We start from the raw sequence: 13,875 nt of genomic DNA, 5'->3' as shown, positions 1-13,875 counted from the left end.
GATCGTCTCCTTATCAAGGCATCAAAGCTTATCTTAACATGCTGTCATCAAATGCACGCATCGGCTCTGCTCGTAAGACACTCGGATCGGCTTTATAGTAGCCTGCGGTGGATTTTGGCAGCTTTTTGCCACGGATGGCATCAGCGATCTTCTCACCGATCATGATGGTGGTGGCGTTGAGATTGCCTGTGATGATCAGCGGCATGATGGAGGCATCGACCACGCGCAAGCCCTCCATGCCATGCACGCGACCCTCACTGTCCACGACTGCCATGTCATCTTCGCCCATTTTGCAGCTGCATGAGGGGTGATAAGCGGTCTCGGCATGCGCACGCACAAAGGCATCCAGTTCGGCATCGGTCTTGGCTGCGGCGCTTGGGCTGATCTCACGACCACGATAAGGGTCAAGCGCAGGCTGATGCATGATTTCGCGGGTAATGCGAATGGCATCACGGAACTCCTGCCAGTCTTGTTCGTGCGACATGTAGTTAAATAAGATGCTTGGGTGGTCGTGTGGATTTAAGGATTTTAGGCGGATGCGACCACGAGACGGTGAACGCATGGAGCCGACATGCGCCTGAAAGCCGTGTTCATTGACTGCATTGGTGCCATTATAATTGATGGCGACAGGCAAAAAATGGAACTGAATGTTTGGCCATTCAAACTCTGGACGCGTGCGGATAAAGCCACCTGCCTCAAACTGATTGCTTGCGCCGATGCCTGTCCCCATAAACAGCCACTCAGCGCCGATGGCAGGCTGATTGTACCATTTTAGGGCAGGATACAGTGAGACAGGCTTGGTGCATTCATACTGTAGATACATCTCTAAGTGATCTTGCAAGTTTTCGCCGACGCCAGGCAAGTCATGCACGACAGGAATGTTAAATTCATCAAGCAGTGCTTTATTGCCCACACCAGAGCGCTGTAGGATCTGCGGTGAGGCGATCGCGCCTGCTGAGACGATGACCTCGCGGTTGGCGTGGACGATGGTGGGATTGGTGTCTGAGCCTTGTAGGTACTGCACACCGATGGCTTTTTTGCCTGAAAATAGTACTTTATCCGTCACGGCATGGGTTTTAATGGTGAGGTTTGGGCGATGTTTTGCCATGTCCAGATAACCACGCGCGGTTGAAGAGCGACGACCGTTTGGGGTGACGGTGCGATCCATCGGCCCAAAGCCCTCTTGTTGATAGCCATTCAAATCATCGGTACGCGGATAACCTGCTTGTACGCCTGCTTCCACCATGGCATTAAACAGCACATTATTGCCGATATTTTGGCCGCGCTGTGAGGTGGTGACACGCACAGGGCCATCACCGCCGTGGTAGTCATTTTCGCCGACATCGCGCGTCTCAGATTTGCGATAATATGGCAAGCAGTCGGCATAGCTCCAGTTTTCAAGCCCTTTGATCGTCGCCCAATTATCCAAATCCATCGCATTGCCACGAATATAGCACATGCCATTGATCAGCGATGAGCCGCCCAAGCCCTTGCCGCGGCCGCACTCCATACGGCGGTTGTTCATGTGCGGTTCAGGGTCGGTCAGATATGCCCAATTATAGCGACGACCTTGCAAAGGATAGGCCAGGGCAGCTGGCATCTGCGTGCGAAAATCCAAGCGATAATCTGGGCCGCCAGCCTCTAATAGCAGTACGCTGACATCAGGGTCTTCGCTCAAGCGCGTGGCCAGCACATTGCCTGCCGATCCTGCGCCGATGATGATGTAGTCATAATGTTGGCTCATGGTTTTTCCTTATAAATTATTTATTAATATTAAAATTATACTTCGCTTATTCGCTAAATACTGATGCAAATTCACCCATCTCCACCTGCACCGATTTGATGCGGGTATAATGGTCTAAGGTGGTCATGCCGTTTTCGCGGCCAACGCCAGATTGCTTGTAGCCGCCCACAGGCATCTTGGCGTCTGACTCGCCCCAAGTGTTGATCCAACAAATACCCGCTTGCAGCTGATGGATGATCTGATGGGCAGCATTGATATCGCGCGTCACCACACCGGCTGCCAGGCCATAATCGGTATCATTGGCGCGCTCGATGGCTTCTTTGACCGTCTGATAAGTCAAAATGCTCATCACAGGGCCAAAAATCTCGTCACGCACGATGCTCATCTCATCGCTGCAGTCGCTAAAGACCGTCGGCACAACAAAAGCACCTTGCGCCAGATCGCCCACCTCTGCTTCTGTGGCGCGGTAGCCGCCGTATAGCACGGTCGCGCCCGCTTGCTTGCCTTGTTCAATATAATCCAGCACTTTATTCATATGATCAAGACTGACCACCGGCCCCATATTGGTGGCAGGATCGGTCGGATCACCAAGCTTAATGTACTGCATGCGTGCCAAAATCGCTTGTTCAAATTTTTGTTTTAAAGATTGTGGGACAAACACGCGCGTGCCGTTGGTGCAGACTTGCCCTGAGCTATAAAAATTTGCCATCATCGCCACATCGGCAGCCAGATCGATGTCAGCATCTTCACAGATGATGAGCGGTGATTTGCCGCCCAGCTCCATGGTCACTTCTTTTAAAGATGAGCTGGCTGCACCGGCCATCACTTTTTTGCCAGTCGGTACGCTGCCTGTAAAAGAGATTTTTTCAATGTCGGGATGGTTGGTGAGCATTGCGCCGACATCACCACCGCCTTGCACCACATTAAACACGCCATCAGGCACGCCAGCTTCGGTGTAGATCTCAGCAAGCTTTAGCGCGGTCAGTGGCGTCACTTCGCTTGGCTTAAATATCATCGCATTGCCCGCGGCCAGTGCAGGCGCGGATTTCCATAGGGCGATTTGGATGGGATAGTTCCATGCACCAATGCCTGCCACCACGCCCAAAGGCTCACGGCGAGTATAAAAAAAGCTCGATTCGCGCAGCGGCACCTGAATGCCCTCAACAGCCGCAGCCAGTCCAGCATAATACTCAAGCACATCGGCGCCTGTGACGATGTCCACCGTGCCAGTCTCGCTGATGGCCTTGCCTGTATCGGCGGTCTCAAGCTTGGCAAGCGCATCGTTACGCTCGCGCAAAATCGCCACCGCCTTTAATAAAATGCGGCTGCGCTCCACAGCAGTCATACTTGCCCAGACTTTTTGGCCTGCTTTGGCGGATTCGACGGCTTTGTTGATGTCATCTTGCGAGGCTGATTGGATGCTTGCGATCACTTCGCCTGTGGCAGGGTTGATGGTGTCAAAGGTTTTGTTGCTTGTGGCATTGACATAGCCGCCATCGATGTATAAAGCAAGTGCAGACATGTGATTATCCTTAATTAACTATCATAAATTTATCAACTTAAGGTTGGTTGATGTTAAATCAGTGCTGCTGATCAGCACGCAGATTAAAATCAACAAACCAAGGGCAGCACTAAGTGCATCGCAAGTGTTGCCGTCCATCAAAAACTAAGTTATCATAACAAAAATGCGATACATTCGCAAATCATTGATTTTTATCATAAATTCTGTTACTTGACTGTAAATTATGTCGATGTGAGTGGTATTTTTACAGTTTTTTTGTAACCAAAATCGCCATGGCGCTATGATTGCTCATTGGATTAATGACTAAAAATCAGTGAAACTGGCAACTGCCACATGCTTTATGGGCTGATCGTCAAGCCTGTGAGTGTGATGGCTTGGGATTTACAACAAAAATCGGGACGCTTATGACAACCAACTCTTCGTATGATGTCAAGGCCAATGACACTAAGCCTGCGCTTCAACCAGCAAGTACGCTCAATCGCGTGGTGTTCTTTTGTTCGGCGGCGATTATTGTGTTTTTTAGTTTATATACCATGCTATTTAATGATAGTGCGGCGCTGATCTTGGATACCACTTTAGATTGGGTAAGTAATACTTTTGGATCTTATTACTTTTTTGCCGCCAGTGTGTATATCATTTTTGTGCTGTTCATCGCCTGTTCGCGATATGGCGATATTAAGCTTGGGCCCAAGCATTCGCAGCCAGAGTTTAGCTTGCTTAGCTGGTCGGCGATGCTGTTTGCAGCAGGGATTGGCATTGATTTGATGTTCTTTTCGGTGGCCGAACCCATCATTCAGTACATGAACCCACCTGTGGGCGATGCGCAGACGGCAGAGGCAGCCAGACAGGCATTGACTTGGACGATTTTTCACTATGGCTTAACAGGCTGGTGTATGTATGCACTCATCGGCATCGCGCTTGGCTATTTTGCGTATCGCTATAATCTGCCGCTATCGATCCGCTCAGCGCTGTATCCGATGATCGGCAAAAAAATCAACGGCGTCGCTGGTGATGCGGTGGATGTGGCGGCGATATTGGGGACGATTTTTGGCATCGCTACCACCTGCGGTATCGGGGTGGTGCAGCTGAATTATGGTTTGCATGTGATTTTTGATCTGCCTGAGAATATGGGTTGGCAAATTGCGCTGATTGCTTTGGCGGTTGCCATCACGGTCGTGTCAGCGACGACAGGCGCCTCTAAGGGCATCAAAATTTTATCTGAGCTTAATATTTATTTTGCGCTTGGGCTGATTTTGTTTGTGCTGTTTTTGGGCAATACTGAGTTTTTGTTGGGAGCGCTTGCCACCAATGTCGGCGATTATTTAAGCCGCTTTCCGATGCTGACTTTGGATACTTTTGCGTATCATCAAACGCCAGAACAAGAGCAGTGGATCAAGGATTGGACGCTGTTTTTCTGGGCATGGTGGATTGCTTGGTCGCCATTTGTCGGACTGTTTTTGGCAAAAATCTCCAAAGGGCGCACCATTCGTCAGTTCGTCGTCGGCACGCTGTCGATTCCGTTTATGTTTACCTTGGCGTGGCTGTCGGTGATGGGTAATAGTGCGCTGGATCAAGTGTTTGCAGGGCATTTGGACTTTGCCAATGCTGTCAGTTTGCGCCCTGAGATCGGCTTTTATGAGCTGTTGTCGTTTTATCCATGGTTTGGGGTGACGGCGGTGGTGGCATTTGTGTCGGGTCTGTTGTTTTATGTCACCTCAGCGGATTCTGGCGCGATCGTGTTGAGCAGTTTTAGTTATAAAAGTGAGGATAATGATGCGCCAGTGCCTGTGTGGAATCGCATCTTTTGGGCGGTTGCGATCGGGACGCTGACGGCAGCGATGCTGATGACCGATGGGGTGAGCGCACTTCAAAAAGCCACCATCATCATGGGGCTGCCGTTTAGTTTTGTGATGTTTTTTGTGATGGCAGGATTATTCAAATCCTTGCGCCTTGAGGATTTTCGCGAGGCATCAACCAAGCTGCACGCTGCACCAGTGGCTGGCAATGTCGATGTCCAAAATTGGCGCGCCAGACTCAACCGCATCACCGCCTACCCAGATGCCTCAAAGACCAAGCTTGCGCTGGATGTCGTCTGCTTGCCTGCCATCGAATCAGTGGCGGCGGCACTGCAGGATAAAGGACTGCCTGTGACGGTGACGGTCACGCCAGATGAGCAGACTGATTTATATCACATTGATCTGCAGATCAGCTACCAAAATGAGCATAACTTTATCTATGGCATCCATCCGATCGCCTATCCTGTGCCGATGCGCCCTGTGGTGCCAGATGCCCAAGAGGATTATTATCGATTGGAGACGATGCTGTTTGATGGCTTGCAGGACAATGACTTGTCAGGCTATAACAAAGAGCAGGTGATCAATGACATCTTAGACAAATACGAGCGCCATCGCACTTTCTTGCACATCAATCGCGAGACGCCTGGCAGCCGACCTGTGTTTGATGAATAAGATCAGCTTCGTGGATGGTTAATCCTCATACAAACCCAGCGCATCTGCTGGGTTTGTGTTATTGCGCCATCAATAAATAGCGCTCATGCAGCTTGCCAAGCTTGGCGTGCAGCTCATCGAGTGCGCCTGTATTATCCACCACATCAGCACCCAGCTCATAGGCCAACTGTAGGCGGTCATTATGGCTGATCTGCTTATCGATGATGGCGACAGGCTTACGCACAAAAATACTCACCTGTGTAACGCTGTCATCCGCCAAAAGCTGCGATAGCAGTGCCAAGCCTGTTGCGCCAGTTGCGCCAATGATCAGTGCTTGCATGATATTCTCAGAGTTTTCTAAATTAATACAAAAATTTCAATCAACATTGTATTTAACATAGCGCAATTTTACTCAAATGCGATGATTTATTTTGAATTTTCAGGATCTTGATTGTATTTGGCAAGTGCGTTAAGTGCATCGCAATATTGAGCCACTATGGTGCATTGTAATTCATCTGGGTGTGGAGTCTTTAAGTTAAGACCAATGCCGTTTGATGCGCCTGTGATTTTTGCGTTTTGTTTCGTCTGCTACCTTGTGGTATCTGATTGTCAAAAATATATCATCTGTGGTCACTGTTTGCTGTTGCCAAGCTTGGATTTTGGGCGTATGATGTGTTGTTAGATAAATGCAATTTTTGCATGATATCAGATATGATTAAATTTCTATTAATCATATGTAACCTTATAACAAAACTAAGCGAGAATTATTATGCTAAAAAAAGCTTTGGCTGCGCTGATGGGTGTAACTTTGTCAATGACTGCGATGGCAGCGTCCGATACAGGCACGCCATTTGACCGTTCTGCTTATGCTGATCGTGAGACTTTGCCGGATTTTACAGGGGGTATGTGTGACACTTATGCACCGACTTTGGTGCATATCAAGGATAATATCTATCGCCATACCAATGGTGGCGGACTAGCGGTGCATAGCGGTCTTGTGATGATCACCAAAGAAGGGGCGTTGGTTGTCGATAGTGGGGCGACTTGCGCCGCTGAATGGCTCAATAAAGAAATCAAAGCTCGCTTTGGTGTGCCGGTCAAATATGTCGTGATGACGCACGCTCATGCCGATCACATCACAGGCACCAAAGTCTTCCAAGATGCTGGCGCAACCATCGTCGGCAATCAGCGTGCGGTTGAGCCGATCATCGGCGAAAAGCTACCAGTCGCACTGCCTGATAAGATTTTTGATAAAGACATGGAAATCGAGCTTGGCGGCGAAAAAGTGCTACTGCACCATGTTTCACCAAGTCACTCGGACAGTATGGTGATGGTGCTATTCCCACGCCAAAAAGCCCTGCAATGTACTGATGTTTGTGAAAGCAAATCAATGCCATATAATGATTTTCTAGATTTTTATTATACCGGCTGGATTGATACGCTCAACTGGGTGATCGAACAAGATGTTGAAGTCATCGATGTCGGTCACTACAGCCCTGCAACCAAGCAAGATCAAGAAGCGTTGCGTAATTATATGGTGGATTTACACCAGCAGGTGCTTGACTTGACTCGTCAAGGTCAATCATGGGATCAGCTGTATCGCAATGTCAAATTCAGCCCAGAGGTCCAAAGCTGGATCGGCTATGACACCATGCGTATTCCAAATATCTTGGGTATGTATCGCTGGGTATCAAATCACCGCCGTGGCAACTGGTAAGCTGATCAATCCCGCCATCTGATAACCATATCTGATGGCAAGCAGCCCAAAAAACCGTGCGTTTTTGGGCTGTTTTTTTTGGTGATACTTTTGTTTATACAGTTGAGCAATAAAAAACTGGCAACTTGTGATGCCAGTTTTGTTTTTGGGATGTTAATTAGCCTCGATTGACATTGAATCTGGCATTTTCGCCGACGATGTCGATGAAGTTTGGGTTGAGATCACCAAGCTTGCCTGCGCCTGCTAATAGCATGGCGGTTTTTAGATCGTTAGCAAGCCAATCAAGAGTGGATTGGACACCTTCGGCACCACCCATCGCCAGACCATACAGCATTGGACGACCAACAGCGACCGCATCTGCACCCATAGCGACTGCACGCACGATATCAATACCACGGCGTACACCACCGTCCAAGATGATTGGTACGCGGCGATTCACAGCTTTAGCGATTGCAGGGAGAGCAGTTATACTGGCAGGCACGCCATCGATTTGGCGACCACCATGGTTGGAGACTTGGATGGCATCTGCGCCAGCATTGATGAAACGATCAGCGTCATCAGCACGCAAGATACCTTTGATGATGACAGGCAGACCAGTAAAGTCTTTGATAAATTTGATGTCATCAACAGTCAGATTGGTTTTTTGGGCGAAGAAGTTGCCTGAGCCACCACGCTTTGGATCGTGATTACCAAACACCATGTCAGAGCGGAATGGACGACCCATGGCGATGAAGGCATCAGATTGACCAGGACCAAGTGCATCAGCGGTCAAGACGATAGCACTATAGCCGGCATTTTTAGCACGAGTCAGCAGTGAACGAGTGACTTGTTCATCTTTGTTGTAGTATAGCTGAAACCATTTTGGACCTGTAGTAGCAGTAGCAATCTCTTCTAGTGATGCGTGCGATGCGCCTGATGAGCAGTAGAGCGTCTTGGCAAGTCCTGCGCCTTTGGCGGTCAGGATTTCGGTGCCTTCATGCACCATGCCATGCACGCCCATTGGTGCAATCATGATCGGCATCGGTAGGGTGAGATCTAGTAGCTTAGTGGAGATGTCAATGTCGCTGGCTTGTAGTCCGACCAAGCGTTTTGATGCGATGCGATAGTCATCAAAGGCACGGCGGTTTTCACGCAGTGTCCATTCATCGCCAGCGGCACCAGAGACGAATTTATAGCCGGCTTCTGGGATGACTTTTTTAGCTTGTTCTTCAAGTAAGTTTAGATTGACGATATTGATTTTGCCTTGTCGAGTACTTGCACCGTAGGCAGTCTTGGCGAGTGTAGGCGTACTAGCAGTAGGGGCGACGGTGGTGGTCACGCCATTACCTGCGGCCAAAGCAGCCTTACTCATCAAAGGCAGTGTGGCAAGCCCAATGCCAGTGGCGGTCAGCAGCTTGCGGCGAGAAAGTGAAATGCTGTGATCGTCTTGTACTATCGTTTTGTTATTTTCCATGATAATTCTCGATAAAAAGTTAATTTATTTTATATAGTTTATTTTAGATAACCGCTGAATTAATCCGCTCAAGGCTATCGTGTGATATGATATACCCATCAGTAGATCTATGCAACAAATAATATATTTCTATTTAATCAATGAAATTAACAATAAAGTCACAAAATCCTTGTGGAATGTGTAACAAAGCGCAATGATCACTTGATTTGGCGAAAATTTTGGCGGAATGATGGGTATTTCGCCCGAATTTCATCATATTTAGCATGGTTATCGCCTTCAGTCAGGTGACAAATCAAGGCGGAGTGGTCACACCAGATTTATCGATTTAACGGTCTTGCTTGGGCTGGTCTTGCCATCAATAAATAGCGCTCATGCAGCTTACCAAGCTTGGCGTGCAGCTCATCGATCGTGCCTGTATTATCCACCACATCAGCACCTAGGCTTTTGGCGAGGCTTAGGCGGTCATCACGGCTGATCTGCTTATCGATGATGGCTTGGATCTGGGTGATGGCATTGGCATCACGGCGACTGGCGCGCTCTAGCTGCACAGATACTGGCACATCGACGACGATGAGGTGACTGCACAGCGCGAGCAGATTGGACGTTTTGTGCCGACCCTCAAACAGCAGCGGCACCGATAAGATGGCATAAGGTGAGGTGGCGTGTGACAGTTGATGAAGTATCTGCTCATAAATGGCAGGGTGCATGATGTGGTTTAATTTGGCAAGCTCATCAGGCTTATCAAAGACATAAGCACGCATGGCAGCGCGGTCATAGTTGCCATCAGCATCGACGACCCAGTCGCCAAAGGTGTGTTTGAGCGTATCCAAAATAGGACTGCCCTTGGCGGTCAAAGCATGGGCGATGACATCAGCATCGATGACGGCTATGCCCATCGTGGCAAAATAATCACTGACCGCGCTTTTGCCGCTGCCAATGCCGCCTGTCAGACCGATGACGATGGGCGGTGTGTGTGCTGAGGTGTCCATAGTACTCCTTTGTTGTTTGAGTGATTTTGTTGTTTGGGTAATTTACTGCTAAACTGTGAAAGCGGTGAGCTGTTGGCCGCGCGTATCTAAAATATCACTGCTCAAACAGCCCTAAATACAGCTGTGTGATCTGATCGCCATACAAAAGCGACAGCCAAGCAGCGATGATCAGATAAGGACCAAAGGCAAATGGCTGTGAGCTGCCCAAACGCATCTGATGCATGATGCCGACCAGCACCCCAAGCGTGGCTGCGATCAGCACCACCACAGGCAGCTGATGCACCCCTAACCAAGCACCGCAAGCCGCCAATAACTTGGCATCGCCCAAGCCCATGCCATCATGGCCACGCAACAGTCGATACAGCGCATTGATGCCCCATAATGCCACAAACCCGATCACCGCACCAAAACTGGCATCGCTGGCACTGGTGATCAGCCCAAAGCCATTGGCAAACAAACCGATCATTCCCAAAGGCAGCACCAAGCGATCAGGCAGCAGCTGCACGCGCAGATCGATGCCGCCAAGCACCACGCCAAACCACATAAAAGCCAGCGACAGTGCGTACAGCATCGTCCAGCCATGCACAGCATAAGCCCAAACGCTCAGTAGTGCGCACAGCAGCAGCACAGCCAGCTTGCCTGCAGGGTGGGGTGCTTTTGGCGTCATCACTTCTGATGCGTGGTCTTGTTGTGTTGGATCTGGTTGGATGTGTTTGTATCTGGCGAGAACATCCAAGGCATCGCGATGCCATTCATCATACATCTGCTCAGGCACGCGCGCGATCGTGTGCCAAGCTGCCATCCCCAAGACTGTGCCAATACCAAGCGCCAACGCACCGATCATCCACTGTGACTGCATCATCCGCCCATCCCTAAGTTAAAAATCGGTAAATACATCGCCAGCACCAAGCCGCCAATCAGCACGCCCATCACCAAGATAATCGCAGGCTCAAGTAGGCCAATCAGCGCATCGGTCGTCTGTTGCACTTGCTTGTCATGATGGGTGGCGACCTCATCGAGCATCTGGGTCAGCCGTCCTGCCTCTTCGCCCACTGTCACCATCTGCACGCTCATCGGCGAAAACAGTCGCGTCTTGGCCATCGCCGCACCAAGCGAGCTGCCTGTGGTGATGACTGCCGCGATGTGCTGACTGGCTTGTTCAAATAACGGATGATCGCAGGCCTTACCTGCCAGTAGCACACTTTGGGCAAGTGGTACGCCTGAGGCGAATGTCAATGCCAAAGTCTGTGCAAAACGGGCGCTGCCCACCGCTTGAATCACCGCACCGATGACGGGCAGTCGCAGCATGGCTGCCGCGCACCACAGGCGTAGGCTGGGACGGGTTTTATAAAGCCATCCAAACATCAGCGCGCTGATCACGAGCATACCGATCAGCCACCAAAAACTTGCTCTAAGCCAGTCAGACAGTGCCAGCACCCATACGGTGATGGCAGGCAGTGGCGTATCGATGCCATCGAATGTCACCGCAAAACTTGGCACAATTTTTAATAATAAGATGGCACTCACAATCCAAGCCACCGCCATCACCAAGGCAGGATAGCGCAGGGCTTTGGCTAGCTGAGATCTTCTGATGGCTTGCAGTTGGGCGTGCTGTGCTGCGCGCTCAAGCATGGTGTCTAGCTGGCCTGATTTTTCGCCAGCATCGATGAGCGCAAGGGTGACCTTATCAAACTCACGATGTTTGGCGATGGCTTGATAAAAGCTTGAGCCTTGCTCGATGTCGGTCTTGATTTGTTTAAGTGTGTTGGCAAGTTTTGGGTGCTGAGTGGTGCTGGCGGCGATCGATAAAGCCTTTGTCAGCACCACGCTGGATTTTAATAAGGTGGCCAGTGTTTGCAGTGCCAATAAGATGTGCTGGCGAGGGATCGATCGCGGTGGCTGCCAGCGCATGGTGCTGCTGCTGATTTTGATGTCGCTCAAACCCTGCTTTCTCAGCCGTGCTTTGGCCAAGATCGCAGTACTGGCGCTGATCTCACCGCGAACGACTCTGCCGCGCGCATCATAAGCACGATAAGAAAACAGGCTGTCGGTGGTGGATTTTGGTAAGTTATCCACAGTCAAAGTGCGTTGGGAGTCATCTGAGTTAAGTTGATGATTTAAATTGTCTTTTTTAATTTTTAGCATATATTTTTAAAACTTATCCACAGATTAACAGTCAGTTATCCACATGATCACTGGCTGATGACGCGATGCATTTCGCTTAGGCTGATGTCTCCAGATAGCACTTTTTGGATGCCTGCTTGTCTGAGCGAGTCATTGCCAAGCGCACGATTTTTTTGGTCGATGTCGGCAGCACTGGCACCAGATAAGATCAGCGCAGCGATGTCAGCGGTGATGGGTAAGCACTCAAAGATGCCGACGCGTCCGCGATGGCCGTTTTTGCATTTGGGACAGCCTGCCGCCTCAAACAGCACCATGCCATCTTGGATGTCATCGCGATCAAAGCCAGCTTCTAGCAGGGCGTCGGCAGGCATCTCGATGGGTTGTTTGCAGTCATCACACAGACGGCGTGCCAGACGCTGAGCGATGATGAGCGTCAAGCTGCCTGATAGATGAAATGAGGGTACGCCCATACTGTGCAGGCGCGTGATGGTCTCACTGGCTGAAGTGGTGTGCAGGGTTGATAGCAGCAGATGGCCGGTTTGGGCGGCAGCGGTGGCGATCTTGGCGGTGTCGGCGTCGCGGATCTCACCGACCATGATGACATCGGGGTCTTGGCGCAAAAATGCTCTGAGCGCATCGGCAAAGTCCAGCTGCACTTTGGGGTTGATATTGACTTGATTGATGCCCTCGACATTAATCTCCACAGGATCTTCACAGCTTAGGATGTTTACCTCAGGCTGATTGAGCAGGCTTAAGGCGGTGTATAAAGTGACGGTCTTGCCGCTGCCGGTGGGGCCAGTGACCAAGATCATTCCTTGAGGGCGAGCCAATGCCTCCAAAAATTGCTGTTTTTGAACCGCGGTCATTCCCAGTGCATCCAGCCCGATCAGTGCATGCTGTGAATCCAAAAGTCGCAGCACGATCTTTTCACCATATAAAGTGGGCAAGGTGCTGACGCGAAAATCGACAGCACGACCATCGGCAGTAGGGAATTTGATGCGACCATCTTGGGCGCGGCGGCGTTCGGCGATGTCCAGATGTGCCAGCACTTTTAGATAAGAGGCGACTTTGATGGCAAGACCAACAGGCGGTGTGTGCATCACTTGCATCATGCCATCGATGCGAAAGCGGATGCGATACTGGTACTCATAAGGCTCAAAGTGAATATCAGAGGCCTTTAGGCGAATGGCATCGATAAGCAGCTTTTGCACGAAACGCACCACAGGTGCATCCTCAGCCGCGCTGGCGTCGCTCGTGGGTTCGACTTCCTCGATCTCATCAAACTGCATGTCATTGCCCAGATACAAAGAGTCGAGTACCACAGACAGTTTGTCATCTTGAACCAGTATCGGCACGATGCGTCTTTGTGCATGAAAGCGAATGGTGCTGATCGCCTCAGTGTCATACAGATCGCTCATCGCCAGATGCACACTGCTGGCATCGGCACGCATCGGCAGCACTCGGTGTTTGATGAACAATGTCTCATCACAGCCGATGTCTACAAACGAGGCATCCATCACCAAAGGATCTTCGATGGGCGTATTTTGGGCTTGGCTTTGGATGGCGGCCAGTGTCTGCGCATCCAACAATCCTTCGCGCACCAGATGATGCACCAGCGTGATGCCGCAGGCTTTGGCATCATGGCTGGCTTGATGGGCAGCATCAAGGCTCATCAATCCGCGCTGCACCAAAAGATGCCCAAGACCCGATAAGGCCGCCGTCAAAGATGTCGATATAGGTGCGTTCATGCGTTTTTTTGATGGATTGTTGATTGGATTGGTCAATAAAGATCTTAAGTGTGCGCCAAACTCATCCCTTGCGCCGCTGATTTGGCAGTCAGCTTTGTTTGTCAAAATGGCGACAAGCTGTGATACAATAG

Annotated in this window: 10 protein-coding genes; 2 read left to right on the top strand and 8 right to left on the bottom strand. The window is 50.1% G+C overall.

Annotated features, from left to right (window positions below; translation table 11 throughout):
* Positions 1–28 precede the first annotated feature (28 nt).
* The gene (gene betA / locus B0681_RS08055) at positions 29–1,744 is read right to left on the bottom strand and encodes a choline dehydrogenase (protein ID WP_078318223.1); all 1,716 of its coding nucleotides are present in this window, start codon (positions 1,742–1,744) and stop codon (positions 29–31) included.
* A 46-nt stretch (positions 1,745–1,790) separates the two neighbouring features.
* Positions 1,791–3,266: a betaine-aldehyde dehydrogenase gene (gene betB, locus B0681_RS08050; RefSeq protein ID WP_078318222.1), complete on the bottom strand. Its 1,476-nt coding sequence runs from the start codon at positions 3,264–3,266 to the stop codon at positions 1,791–1,793.
* Between the two features lie 404 nt (positions 3,267–3,670).
* Between betB and betT the strand changes: the two genes are divergently transcribed.
* On the top strand, positions 3,671–5,734 hold the full coding sequence (betT, locus tag B0681_RS08045) for a choline BCCT transporter BetT (protein ID WP_078318221.1): 2,064 nt from the start codon (positions 3,671–3,673) through the stop codon (positions 5,732–5,734).
* Between the two features lie 58 nt (positions 5,735–5,792).
* On the opposite strand, the gene B0681_RS10475 is transcribed toward betT, so the two are convergent.
* Positions 5,793–6,053, bottom strand: a complete 261-nt coding sequence (locus B0681_RS10475; RefSeq protein ID WP_211271521.1) for a Rossmann-fold NAD(P)-binding domain-containing protein — start codon at positions 6,051–6,053, stop codon at positions 5,793–5,795.
* A 429-nt stretch (positions 6,054–6,482) separates the two neighbouring features.
* Here B0681_RS10475 and B0681_RS08035 point away from each other — a divergent pair, with 429 nt between their 5' ends.
* Positions 6,483–7,430 carry an MBL fold metallo-hydrolase gene (locus B0681_RS08035; protein ID WP_078318220.1) on the top strand — a complete coding sequence of 316 codons (948 nt, stop codon included), beginning with the start codon at positions 6,483–6,485 and terminating at the stop codon, positions 7,428–7,430.
* Between the two features lie 157 nt (positions 7,431–7,587).
* Here the strand turns inward: B0681_RS08035 and B0681_RS08030 are convergent, their stop codons facing one another.
* From B0681_RS08030 to B0681_RS08010, 5 genes are all read right to left on the bottom strand, one after another.
* A complete protein-coding gene (locus B0681_RS08030) occupies positions 7,588–8,883 on the bottom strand; it encodes an alpha-hydroxy-acid oxidizing protein (protein WP_078318219.1) in 1,296 nt (431 codons plus the stop codon).
* 317 nt (positions 8,884–9,200) lie between these two features.
* Positions 9,201–9,872 (bottom strand): dephospho-CoA kinase, encoded by a 672-nt coding sequence (gene coaE / locus B0681_RS08025; RefSeq protein ID WP_078318218.1) that lies wholly within the window; start codon positions 9,870–9,872, stop codon positions 9,201–9,203.
* Positions 9,873–9,966: 94 nt separating this feature from the next.
* Positions 9,967–10,734: a prepilin peptidase gene (locus tag B0681_RS08020; protein WP_078318217.1), complete on the bottom strand. Its 768-nt coding sequence runs from the start codon at positions 10,732–10,734 to the stop codon at positions 9,967–9,969.
* Positions 10,731–12,017, bottom strand: a complete 1,287-nt coding sequence (locus B0681_RS08015) for a type II secretion system F family protein (protein WP_078318216.1) — start codon at positions 12,015–12,017, stop codon at positions 10,731–10,733. Before B0681_RS08015 ends, B0681_RS08020 begins: the two co-directional genes overlap by 4 nt.
* A 47-nt stretch (positions 12,018–12,064) precedes the next feature.
* Positions 12,065–13,849: a GspE/PulE family protein gene (locus tag B0681_RS08010; protein WP_228143891.1), complete on the bottom strand. Its 1,785-nt coding sequence runs from the start codon at positions 13,847–13,849 to the stop codon at positions 12,065–12,067.
* Positions 13,850–13,875 lie beyond the last annotated feature (26 nt).

The organism is Moraxella porci DSM 25326, assembly GCF_002014855.1.
Classification (GTDB): Bacteria; Pseudomonadota; Gammaproteobacteria; order Pseudomonadales; family Moraxellaceae; genus Moraxella; species Moraxella porci.
This window is presented reverse-complemented; position numbering and strand designations above follow the sequence as displayed.

What these genes read in the sequence shown, in the direction of transcription:
- betA (WP_078318223.1), bottom strand. Translation starts at nt 1,744, where the DNA reads ATGAGCCAACATTATGACTACATCATCATCGGCGCAGGATCGGCAGGC.
- betB (WP_078318222.1), bottom strand. Translation starts at nt 3,266, where the DNA reads ATGTCTGCACTTGCTTTATACATCGATGGCGGCTATGTCAATGCCACA.
- betT (WP_078318221.1), top strand. Translation starts at nt 3,671, where the DNA reads ATGACAACCAACTCTTCGTATGATGTCAAGGCCAATGACACTAAGCCT.
- B0681_RS10475 (WP_211271521.1), bottom strand. Translation starts at nt 6,053, where the DNA reads ATGCAAGCACTGATCATTGGCGCAACTGGCGCAACAGGCTTGGCACTG.
- B0681_RS08035 (WP_078318220.1), top strand. Translation starts at nt 6,483, where the DNA reads ATGCTAAAAAAAGCTTTGGCTGCGCTGATGGGTGTAACTTTGTCAATG.
- B0681_RS08030 (WP_078318219.1), bottom strand. Translation starts at nt 8,883, where the DNA reads ATGGAAAATAACAAAACGATAGTACAAGACGATCACAGCATTTCACTT.
- coaE (WP_078318218.1), bottom strand. Translation starts at nt 9,872, where the DNA reads ATGGACACCTCAGCACACACACCGCCCATCGTCATCGGTCTGACAGGC.
- B0681_RS08020 (WP_078318217.1), bottom strand. Translation starts at nt 10,734, where the DNA reads ATGATGCAGTCACAGTGGATGATCGGTGCGTTGGCGCTTGGTATTGGC.
- B0681_RS08015 (WP_078318216.1), bottom strand. Translation starts at nt 12,017, where the DNA reads ATGCTAAAAATTAAAAAAGACAATTTAAATCATCAACTTAACTCAGAT.